General features: G+C 70.0%; 16 protein-coding genes. 10 read left to right on the plus strand and 6 right to left on the minus strand.

From position 1 onward, the window contains the following. Positions 1-150: 150 nt before the first annotated feature. Complete coding sequence (locus tag C4B68_RS05330) at positions 151-387, plus strand: hypothetical protein (protein ID WP_099502696.1); 237 nt, start codon at positions 151-153, stop codon at positions 385-387. Here C4B68_RS05330 and C4B68_RS05335 read toward each other — a convergent pair. Both C4B68_RS05335 and C4B68_RS05340 read right to left on the minus strand, forming a co-directional pair. Beyond that, a complete protein-coding gene (locus C4B68_RS05335) occupies positions 378-1,064 on the minus strand; it encodes a 4'-phosphopantetheinyl transferase family protein (protein WP_099502697.1) in 687 nt (228 codons plus the stop codon). The two genes, C4B68_RS05330 and C4B68_RS05335, sit on opposite strands and share 10 nt — an antisense overlap. Next, positions 1,012-1,920: a metallophosphoesterase family protein gene (locus C4B68_RS05340; RefSeq protein ID WP_180289291.1), complete on the minus strand. Its 909-nt coding sequence runs from the start codon at positions 1,918-1,920 to the stop codon at positions 1,012-1,014. Before C4B68_RS05340 ends, C4B68_RS05335 begins: the two co-directional genes overlap by 53 nt. Positions 1,921-2,218: 298 nt before the next feature. On the opposite strand from C4B68_RS05340, the gene C4B68_RS05345 reads away from it, so the two are divergent. Beyond that, positions 2,219-3,388 (plus strand): ATP-grasp domain-containing protein, encoded by a 1,170-nt coding sequence (locus C4B68_RS05345; RefSeq protein WP_099502699.1) that lies wholly within the window; start codon positions 2,219-2,221, stop codon positions 3,386-3,388. A gap of 276 nt (positions 3,389-3,664) precedes the next feature. Then, a complete protein-coding gene (locus C4B68_RS05350) occupies positions 3,665-5,350 on the plus strand; it encodes a carbohydrate binding domain-containing protein (RefSeq protein ID WP_180289292.1) in 1,686 nt (561 codons plus the stop codon). A 179-nt stretch (positions 5,351-5,529) separates the two neighbouring features. Here the strand turns inward: C4B68_RS05350 and C4B68_RS05355 are convergent, their stop codons facing one another. Both C4B68_RS05355 and C4B68_RS05360 read right to left on the minus strand, forming a co-directional pair. Continuing rightward, positions 5,530-6,411 carry a sulfotransferase family protein gene (locus C4B68_RS05355; RefSeq protein WP_240634183.1) on the minus strand — a complete coding sequence of 294 codons (882 nt, stop codon included), beginning with the start codon at positions 6,409-6,411 and terminating at the stop codon, positions 5,530-5,532. Positions 6,412-6,650: 239 nt separating this feature from the next. Beyond that, on the minus strand, positions 6,651-7,988 hold the full coding sequence (locus C4B68_RS05360) for a 6-phospho-beta-glucosidase (protein ID WP_099502701.1): 1,338 nt from the start codon (positions 7,986-7,988) through the stop codon (positions 6,651-6,653). A gap of 139 nt (positions 7,989-8,127) precedes the next feature. Here C4B68_RS05360 and C4B68_RS05365 point away from each other — a divergent pair, with 139 nt between their 5' ends. Then, positions 8,128-8,679, plus strand: coding sequence for a hypothetical protein (locus C4B68_RS05365; RefSeq protein ID WP_099502702.1), 552 nt, complete (start codon positions 8,128-8,130; stop codon positions 8,677-8,679). Between the two features lie 57 nt (positions 8,680-8,736). On the opposite strand, the gene C4B68_RS05370 is transcribed toward C4B68_RS05365, so the two are convergent. Further along, complete coding sequence (locus C4B68_RS05370) at positions 8,737-9,096, minus strand: hypothetical protein (protein WP_099502703.1); 360 nt, start codon at positions 9,094-9,096, stop codon at positions 8,737-8,739. Positions 9,097-9,404: 308 nt separating this feature from the next. Here C4B68_RS05370 and C4B68_RS05375 point away from each other — a divergent pair, with 308 nt between their 5' ends. Continuing rightward, on the plus strand, positions 9,405-10,805 hold the full coding sequence (locus tag C4B68_RS05375) for a glycoside hydrolase family 16 protein (RefSeq protein ID WP_099502704.1): 1,401 nt from the start codon (positions 9,405-9,407) through the stop codon (positions 10,803-10,805). A gap of 222 nt (positions 10,806-11,027) precedes the next feature. Here the strand turns inward: C4B68_RS05375 and C4B68_RS05385 are convergent, their stop codons facing one another. After that, on the minus strand, positions 11,028-11,915 hold the full coding sequence (locus tag C4B68_RS05385) for a helix-turn-helix transcriptional regulator (RefSeq protein ID WP_099502705.1): 888 nt from the start codon (positions 11,913-11,915) through the stop codon (positions 11,028-11,030). A 145-nt stretch (positions 11,916-12,060) separates the two neighbouring features. Here C4B68_RS05385 and tkt point away from each other — a divergent pair, with 145 nt between their 5' ends. Genes tkt through pgi form a run of 5 tightly spaced genes read left to right on the plus strand, consistent with a single transcriptional unit; the run spans position 12,061 to position 19,593 of the window. Continuing rightward, positions 12,061-14,136 (plus strand): transketolase, encoded by a 2,076-nt coding sequence (gene tkt / locus C4B68_RS05390; RefSeq protein ID WP_099502881.1) that lies wholly within the window; start codon positions 12,061-12,063, stop codon positions 14,134-14,136. A 19-nt stretch (positions 14,137-14,155) separates the two neighbouring features. Next, positions 14,156-15,301: a transaldolase gene (tal, locus tag C4B68_RS05395; RefSeq protein WP_099502706.1), complete on the plus strand. Its 1,146-nt coding sequence runs from the start codon at positions 14,156-14,158 to the stop codon at positions 15,299-15,301. Then, positions 15,298-17,016: a glucose-6-phosphate dehydrogenase gene (gene zwf, locus C4B68_RS05400; protein WP_099502707.1), complete on the plus strand. Its 1,719-nt coding sequence runs from the start codon at positions 15,298-15,300 to the stop codon at positions 17,014-17,016. The genes tal and zwf overlap by 4 nt, the downstream gene beginning before the upstream one ends. Beyond that, positions 17,013-17,948, plus strand: a complete 936-nt coding sequence (opcA, locus tag C4B68_RS05405; protein ID WP_099502708.1) for a glucose-6-phosphate dehydrogenase assembly protein OpcA — start codon at positions 17,013-17,015, stop codon at positions 17,946-17,948. The genes zwf and opcA overlap by 4 nt, the downstream gene beginning before the upstream one ends. Next, positions 17,941-19,593, plus strand: a complete 1,653-nt coding sequence (gene pgi, locus C4B68_RS05410; protein ID WP_099502709.1) for a glucose-6-phosphate isomerase — start codon at positions 17,941-17,943, stop codon at positions 19,591-19,593. The genes opcA and pgi overlap by 8 nt, the downstream gene beginning before the upstream one ends.

A 19,593-nucleotide genomic window follows, 5' to 3' on the forward strand; every position in this document is an offset into this window, starting at 1 on the left:
GGATTTCCGCGAGGTTGCGCCTCCGCTGAGCGGGCGAACCTCCGCGTACCGAAACGGGATTGTCAGTGGCGGACGGCAAGCTGGAGTGACGCACCGCCATGTGCCGCTGTGCCGCTTACGGCCAGCCGACCGACCCGGGAGAGCCGTCCGATGCCCACCGCCGTACTGACCGACCACGAACGCGCCGCCGTGCAGGCCTACCTCCGTCTCCTGCAGAGCGTACGAGCCGCCTTCGACAGCCCGCCGGACCGGCGCCGACCATCCGTGGTGCCGCCCTCCGCGCTGGCCGAGGCGGAGCGGGCGCTGGCGGCGGCCGGGCTCGCGGGAAACGAGGAGGCGTTCTTCCGGCTGCTGCAGGCCTGGTGCCCTCCGCCGCCTCAGGTGTGAGGCACGACGACCACGGTGGCGACCAGACCTCGCTGGACGGTCCAGCGCCCGTCGAAGGCCCCGACGCGCTCGCCGTCCACCAGCGGGCCCGGTACGAGAAGTTGGGCGCGGAACCGCCCTGACAGGGCGGGGCCGCCGGCCGGGCCGGGGACGATGTCGATGTCCGCCTCGGAGAAGTCCAGCCACTGCGCGGTGAGCGGGAACCACGCCTTGTAGACCGACTCCTTGGCGCTGAACAGCAGCCGGTCCCAGTGGACGGAGGGGATCTCGGCGCCGAGCCGGTCGAGGCGGCTCACCTCCGTGGGCAGGGCCACGGCCTCGAGGACCCCCTCCGGAAGCGCCAGGTGGGGTTCGGCGTCTATGCCGAGCGAGACCAGATCGGTGGCGCGGGCGAGCGCGGCGGCGCTGTAGCCCTCGCAGTGCGTCATGCTGCCGATCAGGCCCGCAGGCCAGAGCGGTGCTCCGCGCTCGCCCGGCAGAATGGGCCCCGGGGGCACGCCGAGCTTCTCCATGGCGCGCCGGGCGCAGAAGCGCACGGTCGTGAACTCGCGGCGCCGCTTCTCCACGGCCCGGGTCAGGAGCGCCTGCTCCTCGGGGTACAGGGTCGCGCCGGCCACCCCGTCGTCACCGTAGGTCTCCACGGCCACGACCGACTCCGGGAGCAGCTCCTCCATCACCGGCTTTGACCTCCATCGGCAGAATGCGGCGCAGCGTGGCCGGCGGTCCCGGACGCAGACGCCATTCCCGGGGGTAGCCGACCGACACCTCTTCGAAGCGGACCCCCTCGTGCCAGGTGGTCCGCGGGATGTGGAGATGACCGTAGACCATGGCCTCGGCACGGAACCTGCGGTGCCAGTCGGCGGTCAGCCGGGTGCCGCACCACATCGCGAACTCGGGGTAGCGCAGGACGTCCGTCGGATGGCGGTCCAGCGGGTAGTGGTTGACCGGAATCGTGGGCAGATCGTCCGGCAGCTCGGCGAGCCTGCGCTCGGTCTCGGCGACCCGGGCCCGGCACCAGGCCTCGCGGCTCGGGTAGGGGTCGGGGTGGAGCACATGCTCGTCGGTGCAGATCACTCCGGTGCCCTGGGCGTAGGCCATCCCCTGTTCCTTGGTCGCGCAGCCCTGCGGCAGGAACGAGTAGTCGTAGAGCAGGAAGAGCGGCGTGACGACCGCGGGGCCGCCCGGCCCCTCCCAGACGGGGTACGGGTCCTCGGGGGTGATGACGCCCAACTCCCGGCACACGGCGACCAGATGCTCGTAACGGGCGACGCCGCGCAGCTGCACCGGGTCCTTGGGGTGCGTCCACAGCTCGTGGTTGCCGGGCACCCAGATCACCTTGCGGAAGCGTCCGCTGAGCGTTTCCAGGGCCCAGCGGATGTCGGCGACGACCTCCCCGACGTCACCGGCCACCAGGAGCCAGTCGTCGTCCGACTCGGGGCGCATCTTCTCGACGAGGGCGCGATTCTCGTCGTATCCGATGTGCAGATCGCTGATGGCCAGCAGGTTTCCGTGACCGCCGTCTGTCGACCGCACCCGTGACACCCCCGAAGAAGACGAATGGAATCCACAAGAACACATCCGCGCCCCGGGGGACAAGAACGGCCCGCGCCATTGATCAGGTCGGGGGATGCGCGGCGACGCGGAAGGGTGGGCGGGAATCCAGCAATCCGTAACACGCTCGTAGCAGCGCATTCGCCACGCGCCCCCTATGATCGCCCCAACACGGCCGCTTCGAACCTTCGTTGGCGTACGGCGGCTCGGTGTTCCTCCCTCCCCCCTGGCCGGGCACGGCCTGCTCCGCCGTGCCCGCGAACTGTGAAAGGCGGCCTGCATGGGATTCCGCGTACGCGTCTGGCTCAACCGCACGTACGCGGAGAATGTGTTCTTCATGGATCAGCTGCGAAGTAATCCGCAGAGCCGCCCGGTCGAGATCCATGCCACCCACGGCGACCCCGACTCCCCCATCCTGGCCGCCGCCGACACCGCCGCCATGGAGCCGGAGGGCCTCTCCCCGCGGGCGTACGTCGAGTACGCCCTCGACCAGTGCGCGCGCCACGACATCGACGTGTTCGTGCCGGTCCTGCACCAGGCCGCGATCGTGGCCCATCGCGCGGAGTTCGCCGCGCTCGGTACGGCCCTGCTCGCGCCGCCCGCCGAGGCCGTGGCCGTCTTCCAGGACAAGGCCACCGCCTACCAGGCGGTCCAGGCGGTGGGTGTGCCGGTGCCGCCGTGGTGGCGGGTGCGCACCGAGGAGGAACTGCTCACGGCGGTCGAGGCGCTGGAGTCCGCGGGACACAAGGCGTGCTTCAAACCGGCGGCGGGGGCCGGCGGGGTGGGCTTCCGCATCATCACGCGTTCCTCCTTCTCACTCGCGCACCTCGGCGGATTTCCGAGCCCGTACGTGCCGCTGAATCTGGTCCTGGACGCGCTGCGGGCGGCCGACCACCCCGTCGACTGGCTGGTGATGCCGCTCCTGGACGAGCCGGAGGTGTCCGTCGACTGTCTGACCGGGCCCGACGACCGGGTCCGCATGGCGGTGGGCCGCACCAAGAACGGGCGCCGTCGCGGGTTCACACTCCACCCGTCCTGGATCGAGCCCGCGCGTCTCCTCGCGGAGGCGTTCGGGCTTCACTATCTGACGAACATCCAGTTCCGCATGTTCGGCGACGAGCCCGTCCTCATGGACGTCAACACGCGTCCGGCTGGCGGACTGCACCAGCTCTCCCTGTGCGGCGTCAACGCGCCTTGGGCGGCTGTGCGGTTGGCGCTCGGTGAGGAGACGGGTGAGATGGCTCCGCCGTTCCTCGGGCAGGACTACGCGGTGGTCGCGGGCCCGCGTGCGGTGCGGGCGGTGGCGGTGCCGCAGCAGCGGAGCGACTCGCCCTCGGTGCCGTTGTCCGCGGTGGGCGCGGCGGCTCCGGGCGGCGGGGCCGCGCCCTCGGCCGCGGCCTCTGCGACGGCGCCGGGAAGCGCGGCCGCCGCCGCCGTCGCGCCCGCCTAGTCCCGCCCGCAGATCGGTTTTCGCCCCCTCCGCCCCTACCCCTCCCGTTCTTGGGGCTCCCCCAGACCCCGCCAGGGGGCTCTGCCCCCTGGACCCCCGCTCCTCAAACGCCGGAGGGGCTGAAATTACCGAGCGCCGGAGGGGCTGAAATGGTCCAGCGTCGGAGGGGCTGAACATTCGACGGCCGCAGTACCTTGACAGCTGGATTGGTCCATACCAACTTGGTGGCGCACCTCTCTGTACTCCCGAACACCCCCATTTCTTCAGGGAGATCGCGTGCCCATCACCTATTTCAGACGTTCCAGACGTCGCTTCCTCGCTCTGCTCGGCGCTGCCGCCCTGGCCCTGGCCGGGGCGGTCGCCCTTCCCACCACGGCCCACGCAGCCAACATCCTGACCAATGCCGGCTTCGAATCGGGCAGCCTCTCCCCGTGGACCTGCACCGGGAACCTGGGCTCGGTCGTCTCCAGTCCCGTGCACGGTGGCTCCAAGGCCCTTGCGGGGGCGGTGAGTTCCAGTGACAACGCGCAGTGCAGCCAGACCGTCTCCGTCCAGCCGAACACGGCGTACACCCTCTCGGGCTGGGTGCGCGGCAGCTATGTGTACCTGGGCGTGGACGGCGGTGCCTCGACCTGGACGACGTCCCCGTCGGCGTACAGCCGGCTCACGGTCTCGTTCACGACCGGTGCCTCGCAGACCAGCGCCAAGATCTACATCCACGGCTGGTACGCGCAGGGCACGTACTACGCCGACGACATCAGCCTCGACGGGCCGGGCGGCGGTGGCTCCGACACCCAGGCGCCGACCGCGCCCGGGAACCTGACCTCCACCGGCAAGACCGCCTCCAGCGTGTCCCTGTCGTGGGGCGCGTCGAGCGACAACGTCGGCGTGAGCGCGTACGACATCTACAGCGGCTCGAACCAGGTGCTCAGCGTGTCGGGCACGAGCGCCACGGTCAGCGGGCTGTCGGCGAGCACCTCCTACACGTTCACCGTCAAGGCGCGGGACGCGGCCGGAAACACCTCGGCGGCCTCCAACTCCGTGACCGTCACGACGAACGCGGGCGGTGGCGGCGGCACCGGCTTCAAGCAGGCGGCGCCCTACCTCTACCTCGGCTGGGGCGATCCGCCGAGTGCCACCTCGGTGATGAGCTCCACCGGGATCAAGTGGTACACGATGGCGTTCATCCTCTCCTCGGGCGGCTGCAACCCGGCCTGGGACGGATCGCGCGCGCTGACCGGCGGCAACGACCAGGCGGTCATCAACTCGATCCGTTCCGCGGGCGGTGACATCGTGCCGTCGATCGGCGGCTGGAGCGGCAACAAGCTCGGGCCGAACTGCTCGACGCCGGACGCGCTGGCGGGCGCGTACCAGCGGGTGATCGACGCGTACGGGCTCAAGGCGATCGACGTCGACATCGAGAACACCGACGAATTCGAGAATGCCGTCGTGCAGGACCGGATCCTCAACGCCCTGAAGATCGTCAAGGCGAACAACCCGGGCCTGCGCACGATCATCACTTTCGGCACCTCGACGACCGGCCCGACCTACTGGGGCGGCCGCCTCATCGACCAGGCCAAGGCCCTGAACGCGAACATCGACGTGTTCACGATCATGCCGTTCGACTTCGGCGGCGGCGCCGACATGTACGGCAACACCGTGGGCGCCACCGAAGGGCTGAAGACCAAGCTGAAGTCCACCTTCGGCTGGGACGACGCCACGGCCTACGCCCACATCGGCATCTCCGGCATGAACGGGCTCAGCGACCAGCAGGAGCTCACGAGTCCGTCGACCTGGACCCAGATCCGTGACTGGGCCAACTCCCACCACATCGCCCGGCTGGCCTTCTGGTCGGTCAACCGTGACCGGCCCTGTCCGGGCGGCGGCGTGGTGAGCAACTGCTCCGGCATCAGCCAGAACGCCTGGCAGTTCACCTCCATCACGGCCGGCTTCACGGGCTGAGGAACGGAACGGCCGAACGTACGGCGGTGGGTCGTCACGCACGACGGTGGGTCGTCGCGGACTTCCCGGCGGCCCACCGCACCATCGAACGAGAGGATGATGGCGTCCCACGGGCGCCCTCGCACCGGCCCGCGCCCTCGGCCACCCGGCGGCGCTCGCGCGGGCCGAGGCGGCGCTCGTCACTCCGGATAACCCCAGGCCTGCGCCAACTCCCTGAGCCTGGGCGACAGTTCCACCGACGGATCGGCGCCGCGGGCGGGCTGGACGCGGCCCGACTTGATGGTGTCGCTCCAGTCGCCGAGCTGGGGACGGAACGTGCCGTGGTCCTGGGTGCCGTAGTCGAGCATGGCGCTCTCCCAGGGGACGCCGAGGTACTCGCACAGGCCCCGGGTGGTCGTCTCCGGGTCGGCGGTGAGCCGTTCGTACGTGATCACGTGGGCGTCGAGGTTGTGGCGCGCCTCTTCGAGCTTCTCGCTGTAGTCGAGGACCTCGGCGTGGATGGCCGCGTGGTCGGGGTCCGAGCGGCGGTTGGTCAGGGAGGTGATGACCGCGCCCGGGTGGCGCAGCAGCACGATGTAGCGGGCGTTCGGCCAACATCGGTGCAGGCGGGGCCAGACGAGGGTGTTCGGCGGGGTCTTGTCGACGATGATCCGCTTGCCGCTGCGGGTGAGTTCGAGGTGCAGCAGCCGGTCCCACAGGGCGTGTTCCAGCTCGTCCTTGTCGAGTTCGAGCGCCTGCATGGCGTCCGCGGTGAAGTCCCGGGACAGGTGGACGTGGACGGTGCGCAGATGCATCTCGTGCGGGCCGCGTATCTGGCTGTGGCTGTTGAGCAGCACGCGCAGCAGGGTCGAGCCGGAGCGCACGGACGAAAGGACGAAGACGGGCGAGTCCACCAGGCGCGGGGCGCGCGGGGCGACGTACGGCTGCTCGTCGGGGCTGCCGGAGGTCCTCGGTGACGGCACGGCGTCGAGACTCCGGCGCGGCGGCCGCACCGCCTCCGCCATCAGCCTCCCCCGACGCCTCAGCCCCTTGCCGATCGCGGACATACGCGGGTCTCGCACCGTGACACCTTCCTCTCGCCGTTCCCTCGCATCACAAAGGGGAAGGGCGAACTCCAGATGTCGAGCGGGCAACGTGCCGGGGTCACGACGGGCGTGGCACCCGCCGTGACCAGGCCTCTTGCCTCTTCCTTAATTCTTCATGGGAAGTACGGTCATATTTTCGCGAAGCGCGGTCACCGCATCACCACATGCCGCGCCGACCGGCGCCCGCGGGGCCCCGCGGCACGGTTTCCGGCCGCTTACGCGAGGTAGGCCAGGCCGGGGTGGACCGAGGTGTATCCGTCGACCAGCCTGCGGGCCACGTTCACCGAGTCCACGAGCGGGTGCAGGGCGAAGGCCTTCACCGCGGTCGTCCGCGAGCCCGACTCGGCCGCGGACAGGACCTCGCGCTCCACCGCCTTGACCGCGCACACCAGGCCGGCGGCGTGGCCGGGCAGCGGGTCGACGGCGACGGGATGCGCACCGTTGGCGTCGACCAGGCAGGGCACCTCGATGACGGCCTCCGCGTCGAGCACGCTCAACGTGGAGCGGTTGCGGACGTTGAGGATCAGGGTCGTGCGCTCGTCACGCGCGATGGCCCGCATCAGCGCGAGGGCCACCTTCTCGTAGCCGCCGGACAGGTCGTCGGCCTCGCGCTCCCCGGCGCCCGCCGCCTCCCGGTTCTCCGCCATGTACGTGGCCTCGCGCTCGGCACGGGTGCGGTCCCAGGCGAGCAGGGCCGAGGCGCTCGGGTCCTTCATCTCCTCATAGAACCGAGCCTGTTGGTCGCGCAGGAAGGCGCCGCGGGTCTTCTCGGCCTCCTGGTAGGCCCGTACGGCTTCCCGGTTGAAGTAGTAGTAGTGCAGGTACTCGTTCGGGACCGCCCCCAGGGACTGGAGCCACTCCACGCCGAAGAGCCTGCCCTCCTCGAAGGAGCCGAGCAGTCCGGGGTCGGCGAGCAGGCGCGGGAGTACGTCACGGCCGGCTACGCGCAGCCCGCGCACCCAGCCGAGGTGGTTGAGGCCGACGTAGTCGATCCAGGCCTCGCGCGGGTTGGCGCCGAGGACCTTGGCGATACGACGGCCGAGGCCGACCGGCGAGTCGCAGATGCCGATGACGCGGTCGCCGAGGTGGCGGGACATGGCCTCGGTGACCAGGCCGGCCGGGTTGGTGAAGTTGATGACCCAGGCGTCCGGCGCCAGCCGGGCCACGCGCCGGGCGATGTCCACGGCGACGGGCACGGTCCGCAGACCGTACGCGATCCCGCCCGCCCCGACCGTCTCCTGCCCGAGGACACCCTCCGCCAGCGCCACCCGCTCGTCGTCGGCACGCCCCTCCAACCCGCCGACGCGGATCGCGGAGAAGACGAAGTCGGCGCCGCGCAGGGCCTCGTCGAGGTCGGTGGTGGCGGTGACCTCGGGCGCGTCCGGCACACCCGCCGCCTGTTCGGTCAGTACGCGGGCCACGGCGGAGAGCCGCTCCGCGTCCAGGTCGTGCAGGACGACGTGGGTGACGCGGCCCTCGGCGCGGTCCCCGAGGAGCGCCCCGTACACAAGCGGGACGCGGAATCCACCGCCGCCCAGAATAGTCAGTCTCACATAGGCACCCTACTGACCATCCCTGCCCATCGGCTCCGCCGACCGTCCTTGCCGAACTGGCCGATTCAAGCCTCGCCAATTTTGGCCATGTCCGCGACAATGACCTCGACGATCGGCCCAAACGATCCTCGGGGGACCCATGAAGCCTCTCCGGTTTCGCCAGACAACCAGGGCGCTGGCAGTCGTCGCGCTCGCTGGCAGCACTCTCGCGGTGTTCACGCCGCCCGCCCAGGCGGCTGATCCCCTCTACAGCGGAAGCCGCGTCTTCGACGTCGCGATACCCGGTGCCCGCTACCAGGGCACCCTCACGTGGTGGATCACGGGCGACCCTCAACTCATCGAGTCCGTGCCGCCAACCACCCATGCGCAGATCGCGGGCCTTGTCAGTGACACCGCTCCTGACGACGCGCGCGCGGTGGCCTATGTCGCCTACGAAACCGTTCCCTATGAGCGGAATTGCGTGGACTTCGGGCAGCCGCCCCCGCTCTGCACGTTCGACCCCGATGAAAGCCGACGCCAGTTCAACCTTCCGCAGTACGTGGGGGACGCCACTCCCAACGGCGCCACAAGGACCGCGAATTGGTCCCACTCGGAAGAAGGCGGCCAAATCGAGAACGCGCAGGTCGTAGTCTGCATCGAGCAGTGGAGGTACGACCCCGACCGGGTGATCACTTGCAGCGACGGCGGCTAGTAATCCAGCCGGACTCCTGTGTGTCCCGCCCGCCGGGCGGGACACAAGAGGAGCCAGTCAGTCCCAGGTGAACTGGAACCCGGAGTCGAGCGGGCCGCCGTCGGGAGAGGTCACGGTCTGTTCCAGCCTGACCGCCCCGCCGTCCCGAACCAGGCGGAGATGGACGTCCCACTCGTTCGCGATGTAGCACGAGCCGTCGAAGACCCAGTCTGTAGGGTCGATGAAGTCCGGGCAGTGCCTCTGGAGGACGCGAAGGTCGTAGGTGCGATCAGTGGGCGTGACGGGGCCGGTGTTGAGGATTCCCTGGACCTGCATCTCGAACCTCTCGCCCCACCAGCTGACGTTTTCCTCAGTGTTCTTGCTGACGCTCCAGGCGGCGGTGTCCTGGTGAGGGCAGGCGGCGAGGTTGATGCCCACCGAGGCGTACGTCGGGTGTTCGCATTCCCCGGCTCCGCCGGGCAGCTGTGCGGACGCTCCGCGCCTGGCAGAAAGCAGATGCGGCAAGGCTCGGCGTCGCCGCCACAGGAGGCGATTCCCCCCTGGAGTGAACGCCGGGGCATCCTCGCCAGAACCAGGTGAACCTCCCTGCGTCGAAAGGACTTTCACGGTTTTACCTCTTGACGACCGGAGTGACCGGGAGCACATTGGCCGCACTTTGGGAGCGCTCTCAAGCGAGGCTCTCCACGACACCGGCGCACCCCACTCCGTACCGAGAGGCACCCCCCATGAGCGAAAGCTCCGGCATATCCCACAGACGAGGGCGGCCCCTGCGGCGCGCCCTCATCGCCGTCCTCAGCACGCTCGGCCTGGCGGCCGCCGTCGCCACGGCCGCCACCCTGCCCGCGAACGCCTCCGCGCCCCCGCCGCCGTCGGGCTGGACGCAGGTCTTCCTCGACGACTTCAACGGCGCCGCGGGCTCCGGCGTCAACACCGCCACCTGGCAGTACGACATCGGCACTTCGTATCCCGGCGGTCCGCCCAACTGGGGCACCGGCGAGGTCGAGACGATGACCTCCAGCACCAGCAACGTCTCACTCGACGGCAACGGCAACCTGCGGATCACCCCGCGGCGCGACGCCGCCGGCAACTGGACCTCCGGCCGCATCGAGACGCATCGCACCGACTTCCAGCCGCCCTCGGGCGGCAAGCTGCGCGTCGAGTCGCGGATCCAGATGCCGAACGTCACCGGCGCCGCCGCCAAGGGCTACTGGCCCGCCTTCTGGATGCTGGGCGCGCCGTACCGCGGCAACTACCAGAACTGGCCGAGCGTCGGTGAGCTGGACATCATGGAGAACGTCCAGGGCCTCAACACCGCGTGGGCCGCGATGCACTGCGGCACCAACCCGGGCGGGCCCTGCAACGAGACGAGCGGCATCGGCGGTTCGACGCCCTGCACCGGCACGACCTGTCAGGCCGGCTTCCACACGTACTCCATGGAGTGGGACAGGTCGACGAGCGTCGAGGAGATCCGCTTCTACGTCGATGGGGCCAACTTCCACACGGTGAGGGCGAATCAGGTCGACGCGACGACCTGGGCGAACGCCACCAACCACGGCTTCTTCATCATCCTGAACGTCGCGATGGGCGGCGGCTTCCCGGCCGCGTTCGGCGGCGGCCCGGACAGCGGCACGCAGCCGGGCCACCCCATGGTCGTCGACTACGTGCAGGTCCTTCAGTCGAGTGGCGGCGGCACCACACCTCCCCCGTCCGGCAACCGTGACGCGTACAGCGCCATCCAGGCCGAGTCGTACGACGCCCAGTCCGGCCTGAGCACCGAGACGACGTCGGACACGGGCGGCGGGCAGAACATCGGCTGGCTCGCCAACGGCGACTGGGCGCTCTACCGGGGCGTCAACTTCGGCTCCACGGCGGCCACTCAGTTCCGCGCCCGCGTCGCGAGCGGTGCGGCGAGCGGGGTCAGCGGACTGGTCGAGGTGCGCCTCGACAGCCGTACCAGCGCACCCATCGGCAGCTTCGCCTTGGGCAACACGGGCGGCTGGCAGTCGTGGCGGACGGTCCCGGCGAACATCAGCTCCGTCACCGGAACCCACGACGTCTATCTGACCTTCACCAGCGGCCAGCCCGCGGACTTCGTGAACGTGAACTGGTTCGACTTCGCTCACTGACACGGACGCGGTCACTGACGCGGACGTCGGCGATGCCCCGCGAGGCGATCCTCGCGGGGCATCGCCGACGCGTACGGCATCACCACCGCGATCTGGGCCGTCGCCGCGCTCACCGCGGCGTCCGGCGTACTCGTCGCGGTCCGTATGTCCGAGACCCGGCCGAGAGGACTCCAAGCCCGGTAGCGGTCGGCCCGTCGGCCCCAACCGGTAGCGGGCGGCCCCTCAGCGCAGCTCGGCCCGGAACGCCACCGGAGTCGTCCCGGTGTGCTGGTGGAAGAACTTGGAGAAGTTGCCGGAGTCGAGGAAGCCCACGGCGACGCCGATGCGGCCTATGGGCATCTCCGTATGGGCGAGGAGCCGCTTGGCCTCCAGGATCACCCGCTTGTCGATGAAGCCCTTCGGCGTCTGCCCGGTGGCCGCGCGCACCGCGCGGACCAGGGTGCGGCGGGAGTAACCGAGGGCGTCGGCGTACATGCTGACGCTGTGGTTGGTGGCGAAGCCCTTCTCGACCGCGTCCCGGAAGCGGGTGAAGGTGGTGTCGGCCTGCTCGGCGGCCGCCTCCGCGGAGCTCACCTCGAGATGGGCGAGGCGCAGCAGGAACGCGGTCAGGGAGTGCCGCAGCACGGAGGTGTGCAGGCTGAGCGGCAGCGTGGTCGTGTCGACGTACTCGCGTTCCAGCTGGGCGAGCGAGTGCTCCAGGGCGGCCAGCTGGTCGGGGTCGGGGCGCAGCAGCGGAGGCAGGTCGTAGCGGTAGAGGCCGGTCGCCTCGACGGTCGACCGGGGCAGGAAGCCGGGCTGCATGGTCAGGACGGCTCCGCGGTAGCGGTCGGTCTTCGAGAAGCGGTGCACCTGGCCCGGGCGGATCCACAGGATGTCACCGGCGGAGACCTCGTACTCGGCGAAGTCGATCATGTGCCGGACGGGGCCCTCGCGGAAGAGCATCACCGTGTGGAAGTCGATGCGGTGCACGCGGTCCAGCGGCGCGTTGGTGTGCCAGACACGCTCGGTGCTCATCGAGCCGATCTGCATGCCGACGCCGCAGACGCTCAGGTCGGCCGGGAAGGAAAAGGTTCGGATCCCGTCGCCGTCTTGGGGCTTTCTGTCCGCCATGTCCTTCTCGCCCCGCCTCGGTCCCGCTGACGATGTCCCACTTTCACCGAAGCCTGGCACACGGACACCTTCAAATCCAAAAGTCATACTTTTACTTTTGAAGGCGTCCGACCAGTTGTTTCGCACTATCGAGGACTTCTTGAAGATGAGCACGCAGACACCTGACCGCTTCGAGTGGACCGATCTCGACCGGCGTGCCGTCGACACGGCCCGTCTTCTCGCGGCAGACGCCGTCCAGAAGGTCGGCAACGGCCACCCCGGCACCGCGATGAGCCTGGCCCCGGCCGCGTACACGCTCTTTCAGAAGGTGATGCGTCACGACCCCGCCGACCCGGAGTGGACCGGCCGTGACCGTTTCGTCCTCTCCCCCGGCCACACCTCGCTGACCCTGTACACCCAGCTCTTCCTGTCGGGCTACGAGCTCGGACTCGACGACCTGAAGGCGTTCCGTACGCAGGGGTCGAAGACGCCGGGCCACCCGGAGTACGGGCACACGGCAGGCGTCGAGACGACGACCGGACCGCTCGGCCAGGGTGTCGCCAACGCGGTGGGCATGGCGATGGCCGCCCGCTACGAGCGCGGCCTCTTCGACCCCGAGGCCCCCGAGGGCGAGTCGCCCTTCGACCACACCATCTGGGCGATCGTCTCGGACGGGGACCTGGAGGAGGGCATCTCCGCCGAGGCCTCCTCGCTCGCCGGCCACCAGAAGCTCGGCAACCTCGTCTTCGTCTACGACGACAACCACATCTCCATCGAGGGCGACACCGCCACGGCCTTCTCCGAGGACGTCCTCAAGCGGTACGAGGCCTACGGCTGGCACGTCCAGCGGATCGAGCCCTCCGCCGACGGCGACATCGACGTCCACGCGCTGTTCGCGGCGCTCAAGGCGGCCCAGGCCGACACCGAGCGCCCCTCGATCATCGCGATGCGCACGATCATCGCCTGGCCCGCGCCGAACGCGCAGAACACCGAGGCCTCCCACGGCTCGGCGCTCGGCGCCGAGGAGATCGCGGCCACCAAGCGGGTCCTGGGCTTCGACCCGGAGAAGTCCTTCGAGGTCGCGGACGAGGTGCTCGCCCATGCCCGCCAGGCCCTCGACCGCGGTGCCGAGGCGCACGCCGCCTGGGACAAGCAGGTCGCCGAGTGGCGTACCGAGCAGCCCGGGCGCGCACAGCTCTTCGACCGTGTCGTGGCCGGTCAGCTGCCCGAGGGCTGGGAGGCCGCGCTGCCGGTGTTCGAGGCGGGCACGTCCGTCGCGACCCGTGCCGCCTCCGGCAAGGTCCTCCAGGCGCTCGGCGGGGTGCTCCCCGAGCTGTGGGGCGGCTCCGCCGACCTCGCCGGCTCGAACAACACCACCATCGACAAGACCTCCTCCTTCCTGCCGAAGGGCAACCCGCTGCCGGAGGCCGACCCGTACGGCCGCACGATCCACTTCGGCATCCGCGAGTTCTCGATGGCCGCGGAGATGAACGGCATCGCCCTGCACGGCAACACCCGCATCTACGGCGGCACCTTCCTGGTCTTCTCCGACTACATGCGCAACGCCGTCCGCATGTCCGCGCTGATGCAGCTGCCGGTGACGTACGTCTGGACGCACGACTCCATCGGCCTCGGCGAGGACGGCCCCACGCACCAGCCGGTCGAGCACCTGGCCGCGCTGCGCGCCATCCCCGGCTTGAACATCGTCCGCCCGGCCGACGCCAACGAGACGGCCGTCGCCTGGGCCGAGATCCTCAAGCGGCACGCCACGAACCCGGCCCCGCACGGTCTGGCGCTCACCCGGCAGGGCGTACCGACGTACCCGGTCAACGCCGATGCGGCGCGCGGCGGTTACGTCCTTCAGGACTCCTCGACCGGGACCCCCGATGTCGTCCTCATCGCCACCGGCTCCGAGGTGCAGCTCGCCGTCGCCGCGCGCGAGCGGCTGGAGGCCGAGGGTGTGGGCACGCGGGTCGTGTCGATGCCGTCCGTCGAGTGGTTCGAGGAGCAGCCCGCGGAGTACCGCGAGAGCGTGCTGCCGCCGTCCGTGAAGGCCCGCGTGGCGGTCGAGGCGGGCATCGGCCTGACCTGGTACCGATTCGTCGGTGACGCCGGACGCATCGTCTCGCTGGAGCACTTCGGCGCTTCTGCCGACGCCAAGACCCTGTTCGCCGAGTTCGGCTTCACCGCCGAGAACGTCGCCGCCGCCGCGCGGGAGTCCGTCGCCGCCGCCCGCGGTTGATCCGTTCACACCAAGGAAGATGATTACTGTGACTGAAGCAACCGCGACCGCGGTACCCCTGAAGCGCCTCTCCGACGAAGGCGTCTCCATCTGGCTGGACGACCTTTCCCGCAAGCGGATCGCGTCCGGCAACCTCGCCGAACTCATCGCGACGAAGCACGTGGTGGGCGTCACCACCAACCCGTCCATCTTCCAGGCCGCCATCGGCTCCGGAGAGGGATACGAGGAGCAGCTGGCCGACCTCGCCGTGCGCGGTGTGACGGTCGACGAGGCCGTCCGCATGATGACCACCGCCGACGTGCGCGACGCCGCCGACATCCTGCGCCCGGTGTACGACGCGACCGGCCGCCGCGACGGCCGGGTCTCCATCGAGGTCGACCCCCGCCTCGCCCACAACACCGCCGCGACCGTCGCCGAGGCCAAGCAGCTCGCCTGGCTGGTCGACCGTCCGAACGTGATGATCAAGATCCCGGCGACGAAGGCCGGTCTCCCCGCGATCACCGAGGTCATCGGCCTCGGCATCAGCGTCAACGTCACGCTGATCTTCTCGCTGGAGCGCTACCGCGAGGTCATGGACGCCTACCTGGCGGGCCTGGAGAAGGCGCGGGCGGCCGGCATCGACCTGTCCACGATCCACTCCGTCGCCTCCTTCTTCGTCTCCCGCGTCGACAGCGAGATCGACAAGCGCCTGGCGAAGGCCGGCACGGACGAGGCCCTCGCCCTCAAGGGCAAGGCGGCGCTCGCCAACGCGCGGCTCGCCTACGAGGCGTACGAGGACGTGTTCGGGGGCGCCCGCTGGACCGCCCTCGCGCCGTCCGGCGCCCACAAGCAGCGCCCCCTGTGGGCCTCGACGGGCGTCAAGGACCCCGCGTACAAGGACACGCTGTACGTCGACGAGCTGGTCGCGCCGGGCACGGTCAACACCATGCCGGAGGCCACCCTCGACGCCACCGCCGACCACGGCGACATCCACGGCGACTCGGTGACCGGCGGCTATGAGCAGGCCCGCGCCGACCTGGCGGCCGTCGAGGCGCTCGGGGTCTCGTACGACGAGGTCGTGAAGCAGCTGGAGGACGAGGGCGTCGCCAAGTTCGAGGTGGCCTGGGAGGACCTGCTCGAGGCGGTCGCGACCTCGCTGAAGAGCAAGGGAGTTGACGGGGAATGAGCGCGGCGCATTCCGAGCAGGCGGCTCCCGGGGCGCCTGGGGCGGCGGCTCGCGACGCGGCTGTCGCGGCGGCTTCCGAAGCGGCTGCCGCGGTGGCTGCCGAGGCCACGGCCTCAGCGGCTCCCGAAACCGCCCCTGAGGCCGCCGAGGTGACCGCGGAAGCGGTCGCCGAGGCGCTCGGCATCCCTGCCGCCGACTGGGACAACCCCCTGCGCGACCCGCGCGACCGCCGGCTCCCCCGGATCGCGGGCCCGTCCGGGCTCGTCATCTTCGGTGTGACCGGTGACCTGTCCCGCAAGAAGCTGATGCCGGCCGTGTACGACCTCGCCAACCGCGGTCTGCTGCCGCCGGGCTTCTCGCTCGTGGGGTTCGCCCGCCGCGAGTGGGAGGACCAGGACTTCGCGCAGGTCGTCCACGACTCGGTGCGCGAGCACGCCCGTACGGAGTTCCGCGAGGAGGTCTGGCAGCAGCTCGCCGAGGGCATGCGGTTCATCCCGGGTGACTTCGACGACGACGACGCTTTCGAGCAGCTGCGCGCGGCGGTCGACGAGCTGGACTCCTCGCGCGGCACCAGCGGCAACTACGCCTTCTACCTCTCCGTACCGCCGAAGTTCTTCCCGAAGGTCGTCCAGCAGCTCAAGAAGCACGGGCTCGCGGACGCTCCGGAGGGCTCCTGGCGGCGCGCGGTCATCGAGAAGCCGTTCGGCCACGACCTGGTGAGCGCGCGCGAGCTGAACGCGATCGTGCACGAGGTGTTCGACCCGGACCAGGTGTTCCGCATCGACCACTACCTCGGCAAGGAGACCGTCCAGAACATCCTGGCGCTCCGCTTCGCCAACCAGATGTACGAGCCCGTCTGGAACCGGTCGTACGTCGACCACGTCCAGATCACGATGGCCGAGGACATCGGCATCGGCGGCCGGGCGGGCTACTACGACGGCATCGGATCCGCCCGGGATGTGATCCAGAATCACCTCCTCCAGCTGATGGCGCTGACCGCCATGGAGGAGCCGGCCGCCTTCGACGCCGAGTCGCTGCTGACCGAGAAGCTCAAGGTCCTCAGGGCCGTGAAGCTGCCGGAGAACCTGGGCGAGCACACCGTGCGCGGCCAGTACACGGCCAGCTGGCAGGGCGGCGAGCAGGTGCGCGGCTATCTGCAGGAGGACGGCATCGACCCCGCGTCGACGACCGACACCTACGCGGCCGTCAAGCTGGAGGTCGACAACCGCCGTTGGGCGGGCATCCCCTTCTACCTGCGCACCGGCAAGCGTCTGGGCCGCCGGGTCACGGAGATCGCGGTCGTCTTCCAGCGCGCCCCGCACTCCCCGTTCGACTCGACGGCCACCGAGGAGCTCGGCGCGAACGCGATCGTCATCCGCGTCCAGCCCGACGAGGGCATGACGGTGCGCTTCGGATCGAAGGTGCCGGGTACCTCGATGGAGATCCGGGACGTCACGATGGACTTCGCCTACGGCGAGTCGTTCACCGAGTCCAGCCCGGAGGCGTATGAACGCCTGATCCTGGATGTGCTGCTCGGCGACGCCAATCTCTTCCCCCGCCACCAGGAGGTGGAAGAGTCCTGGAAGATCCTCGACCCCATCGAGGGGTACTGGGAGAGCCATGGCAAGCCGGCGCAGTACCCCTCGGGCAGCTGGGGCCCGGAGGAAGCCGACGAGATGCTCGCACGAGACGGACGGAGCTGGCGCAGGCCATGAAGATCGACCTGACCGACACCACGGCAAGCAAGATCAACAAGGCCCTCGTGCAGGGGCGCCGGGCCATCGGCACCCCCGCCGTGGGCATGGTCCTGACGATGGTCATCGTCACCGACGAAGAGAACGCGTACGACTCGATCAAGGCGGCCGAGGAGGCCTCGCGCGAGCACCCCTCGCGCACCCTGGTCGTCATCAAGCGCGTCGCCCGCACCCCGCGTGACCGCACCAACTCCCGCCTGGACGCGGAGGTGCGCGTCGGCTCGGACGCGGGCACCGGTGAGACGGTCGTCCTGCGGACGTACGGCGAGGTCTCCGACCACGCCGAGTCCGTGGTCCTGCCGCTGCTGCTGCCCGACGCCCCGGTCGTCGTGTGGTGGCCGGTGGACGCGCCCGAGGTCCCGGTCAAGGACCCGCTGGGCGCCCTCGCGCAGCGCCGGATCACCGACATGTACGCCGTCGAGGCGCCGCTGGTCGCCCTGGAGTCCCGGGTCGCCTCGTACGCGCCCGGCGACACCGACCTGGCGTGGACCCGCCTGACGCCGTGGCGCTCGATGCTGGCCGCCGCGCTCGACCAGGCCCGTACGAACGTGATCTCGGCGGCCGTCGAGAGCGAGGCCGACAACCCGAGCGCCGAACTGCTGGCCCGCTGGCTGGAAGCACGGCTCCAGGTCCCGGTCGACCGGGTCGTGACCGCGGGGCCCGTGGTGACCGCCGTGCGGCTCGGCGCCGAGAACGGCGAGATCGTGATCGACCGCCCCGAGGGCCCGCTCGCCACGCTGTCCCTGCCCGGCCAGCCGCCGCGCACCCTCGCGCTGAAGGTGCGCTCCACCTCCGAGCTGATCGCCGAGGAGCTGCGCCGCCTCGACGCGGACGAGATGTACGCCGTCGCCCTGCGGGGCGAGGGCTCCAAGGAGAACCCCCGTCATGTCTGACTCCCCCAAGCTCACGCGGCGCCCCGAGTGGACGGCCCTGGAGGACCACCGCGGCGGTGCGCTCCTGCACCCGCGGCTGCGTGAGCTGTTCGCCGCCGACCCCGCACGCGCGGAGCGTTATGTCGTCCGGGTCGGCGACCTGCGCATCGACTACTCCAAACATCTGATCACCGACGAGACCCTCGCCCTGCTCCGGGAACTGGCCACCGCCACCGGTGTGTTCGCGCTGCGCGACGCCATGTTCCGCGGGGAGAAGATCAACGTCACCGAGCGCCGGGCGGTGCTGCACACGGCGCTGCGCGCCCCTCGGGACGCGGTGATCGAGGTCGACGGCGAGAACGTCGTCTCCGCGGTGCACGCGGTGCTCGACAAGATGGCCGACTTCGCCGACCGGGTCCGCTCGGGCGAGTGGACCGGCCACACCGGCAAGCCCATCAAGAACATCGTCAACATCGGCATCGGCGGCTCGGACCTCGGCCCGGCGATGGCGTACGAGGCGCTGCGCTCCTTCACGGACCGCGATCTGACGGTCCGCTTCGTGTCGAACGTGGACGGCGCGGATCTGCACGAGGCCGTCAGGGACCTGGACCCGGCCGAGACGCTGTTCATCATCGCGTCCAAGACCTTCACCACGATCGAGACCATCACCAACGCCACCTCGGCGCGCTCCTGGCTGCTCGCCGGGCTCGGAGGCGAGGAGAAGGCGGTCGCGAAGCACTTCGTGGCGCTGTCGACGAACGCCGCGAAGGTGTCGGACTTCGGCATCGACACGGCCAACATGTTCGAGTTCTGGGACTGGGTCGGCGGACGCTACTCGTACGACTCGGCGATCGGTCTCTCCCTGATGATCGCCATCGGCCCGGACCGTTTCCGGGAGATGCTCGACGGGTTCAGGGTCGTCGACGAGCACTTCAGGACGGCTCCCGCCGAGGCCAACGCGCCTTTGCTGCTGGGCCTGCTGGGCATCTGGTACGGCAACTTCTTCGACGCCCAGGCGCACGCCGTGCTGCCGTACTCGCACTACCTGTCCAAGTTCACGGCGTACCTGCAGCAGCTGGACATGGAGTCCAACGGCAAGTCGGTGGACCGGGACGGCCGCCCCGTGGAGTGGCAGACCGGGCCGGTCGTCTGGGGCACGCCGGGCACCAACGGCCAGCACGCGTACTACCAGCTCATCCACCAGGGCACGAAGCTGAACCCGGCCGACTTCATCGGCTTCGTCAACCCGGTCGACGAGTTGAGTGACGAACTCGGCGACCAGCACGACCTGTTGATGGCGAACTTCTTCGCGCAGACGCAGGCGCTGGCCTTCGGCAAGACGCCGGAGGAGGTGCGCGCCGAGGGGGTGCCCGAAGAGCTCGTGCCGCACAAGACGTTCAAGGGCAACCACCCGACGACCACCATCCTCGCGAGCGAACTGACGCCCTCCGTCCTCGGCCAGCTGATCGCGCTGTACGAGCACAAGGTGTTCGTCCAGGGCGCGATCTGGAACATCGACTCCTTCGACCAGTGGGGCGTCGAACTCGGCAAGGTCCTCGCCAAGCGCATCGAACCCGCGCTGACCGAGGGCACCGACGTGCCCGGCCTCGACCCCTCCACCGCCGCCCTCGTGGCCGCCTACCGCACTCTCCGGAAAGTGAACTGA

Origin of the sequence: Streptomyces dengpaensis, from assembly GCF_002946835.1 — a bacterium.
In the GTDB taxonomy this organism is placed as follows: Bacteria; Actinomycetota; Actinomycetes; order Streptomycetales; family Streptomycetaceae; genus Streptomyces; species Streptomyces dengpaensis.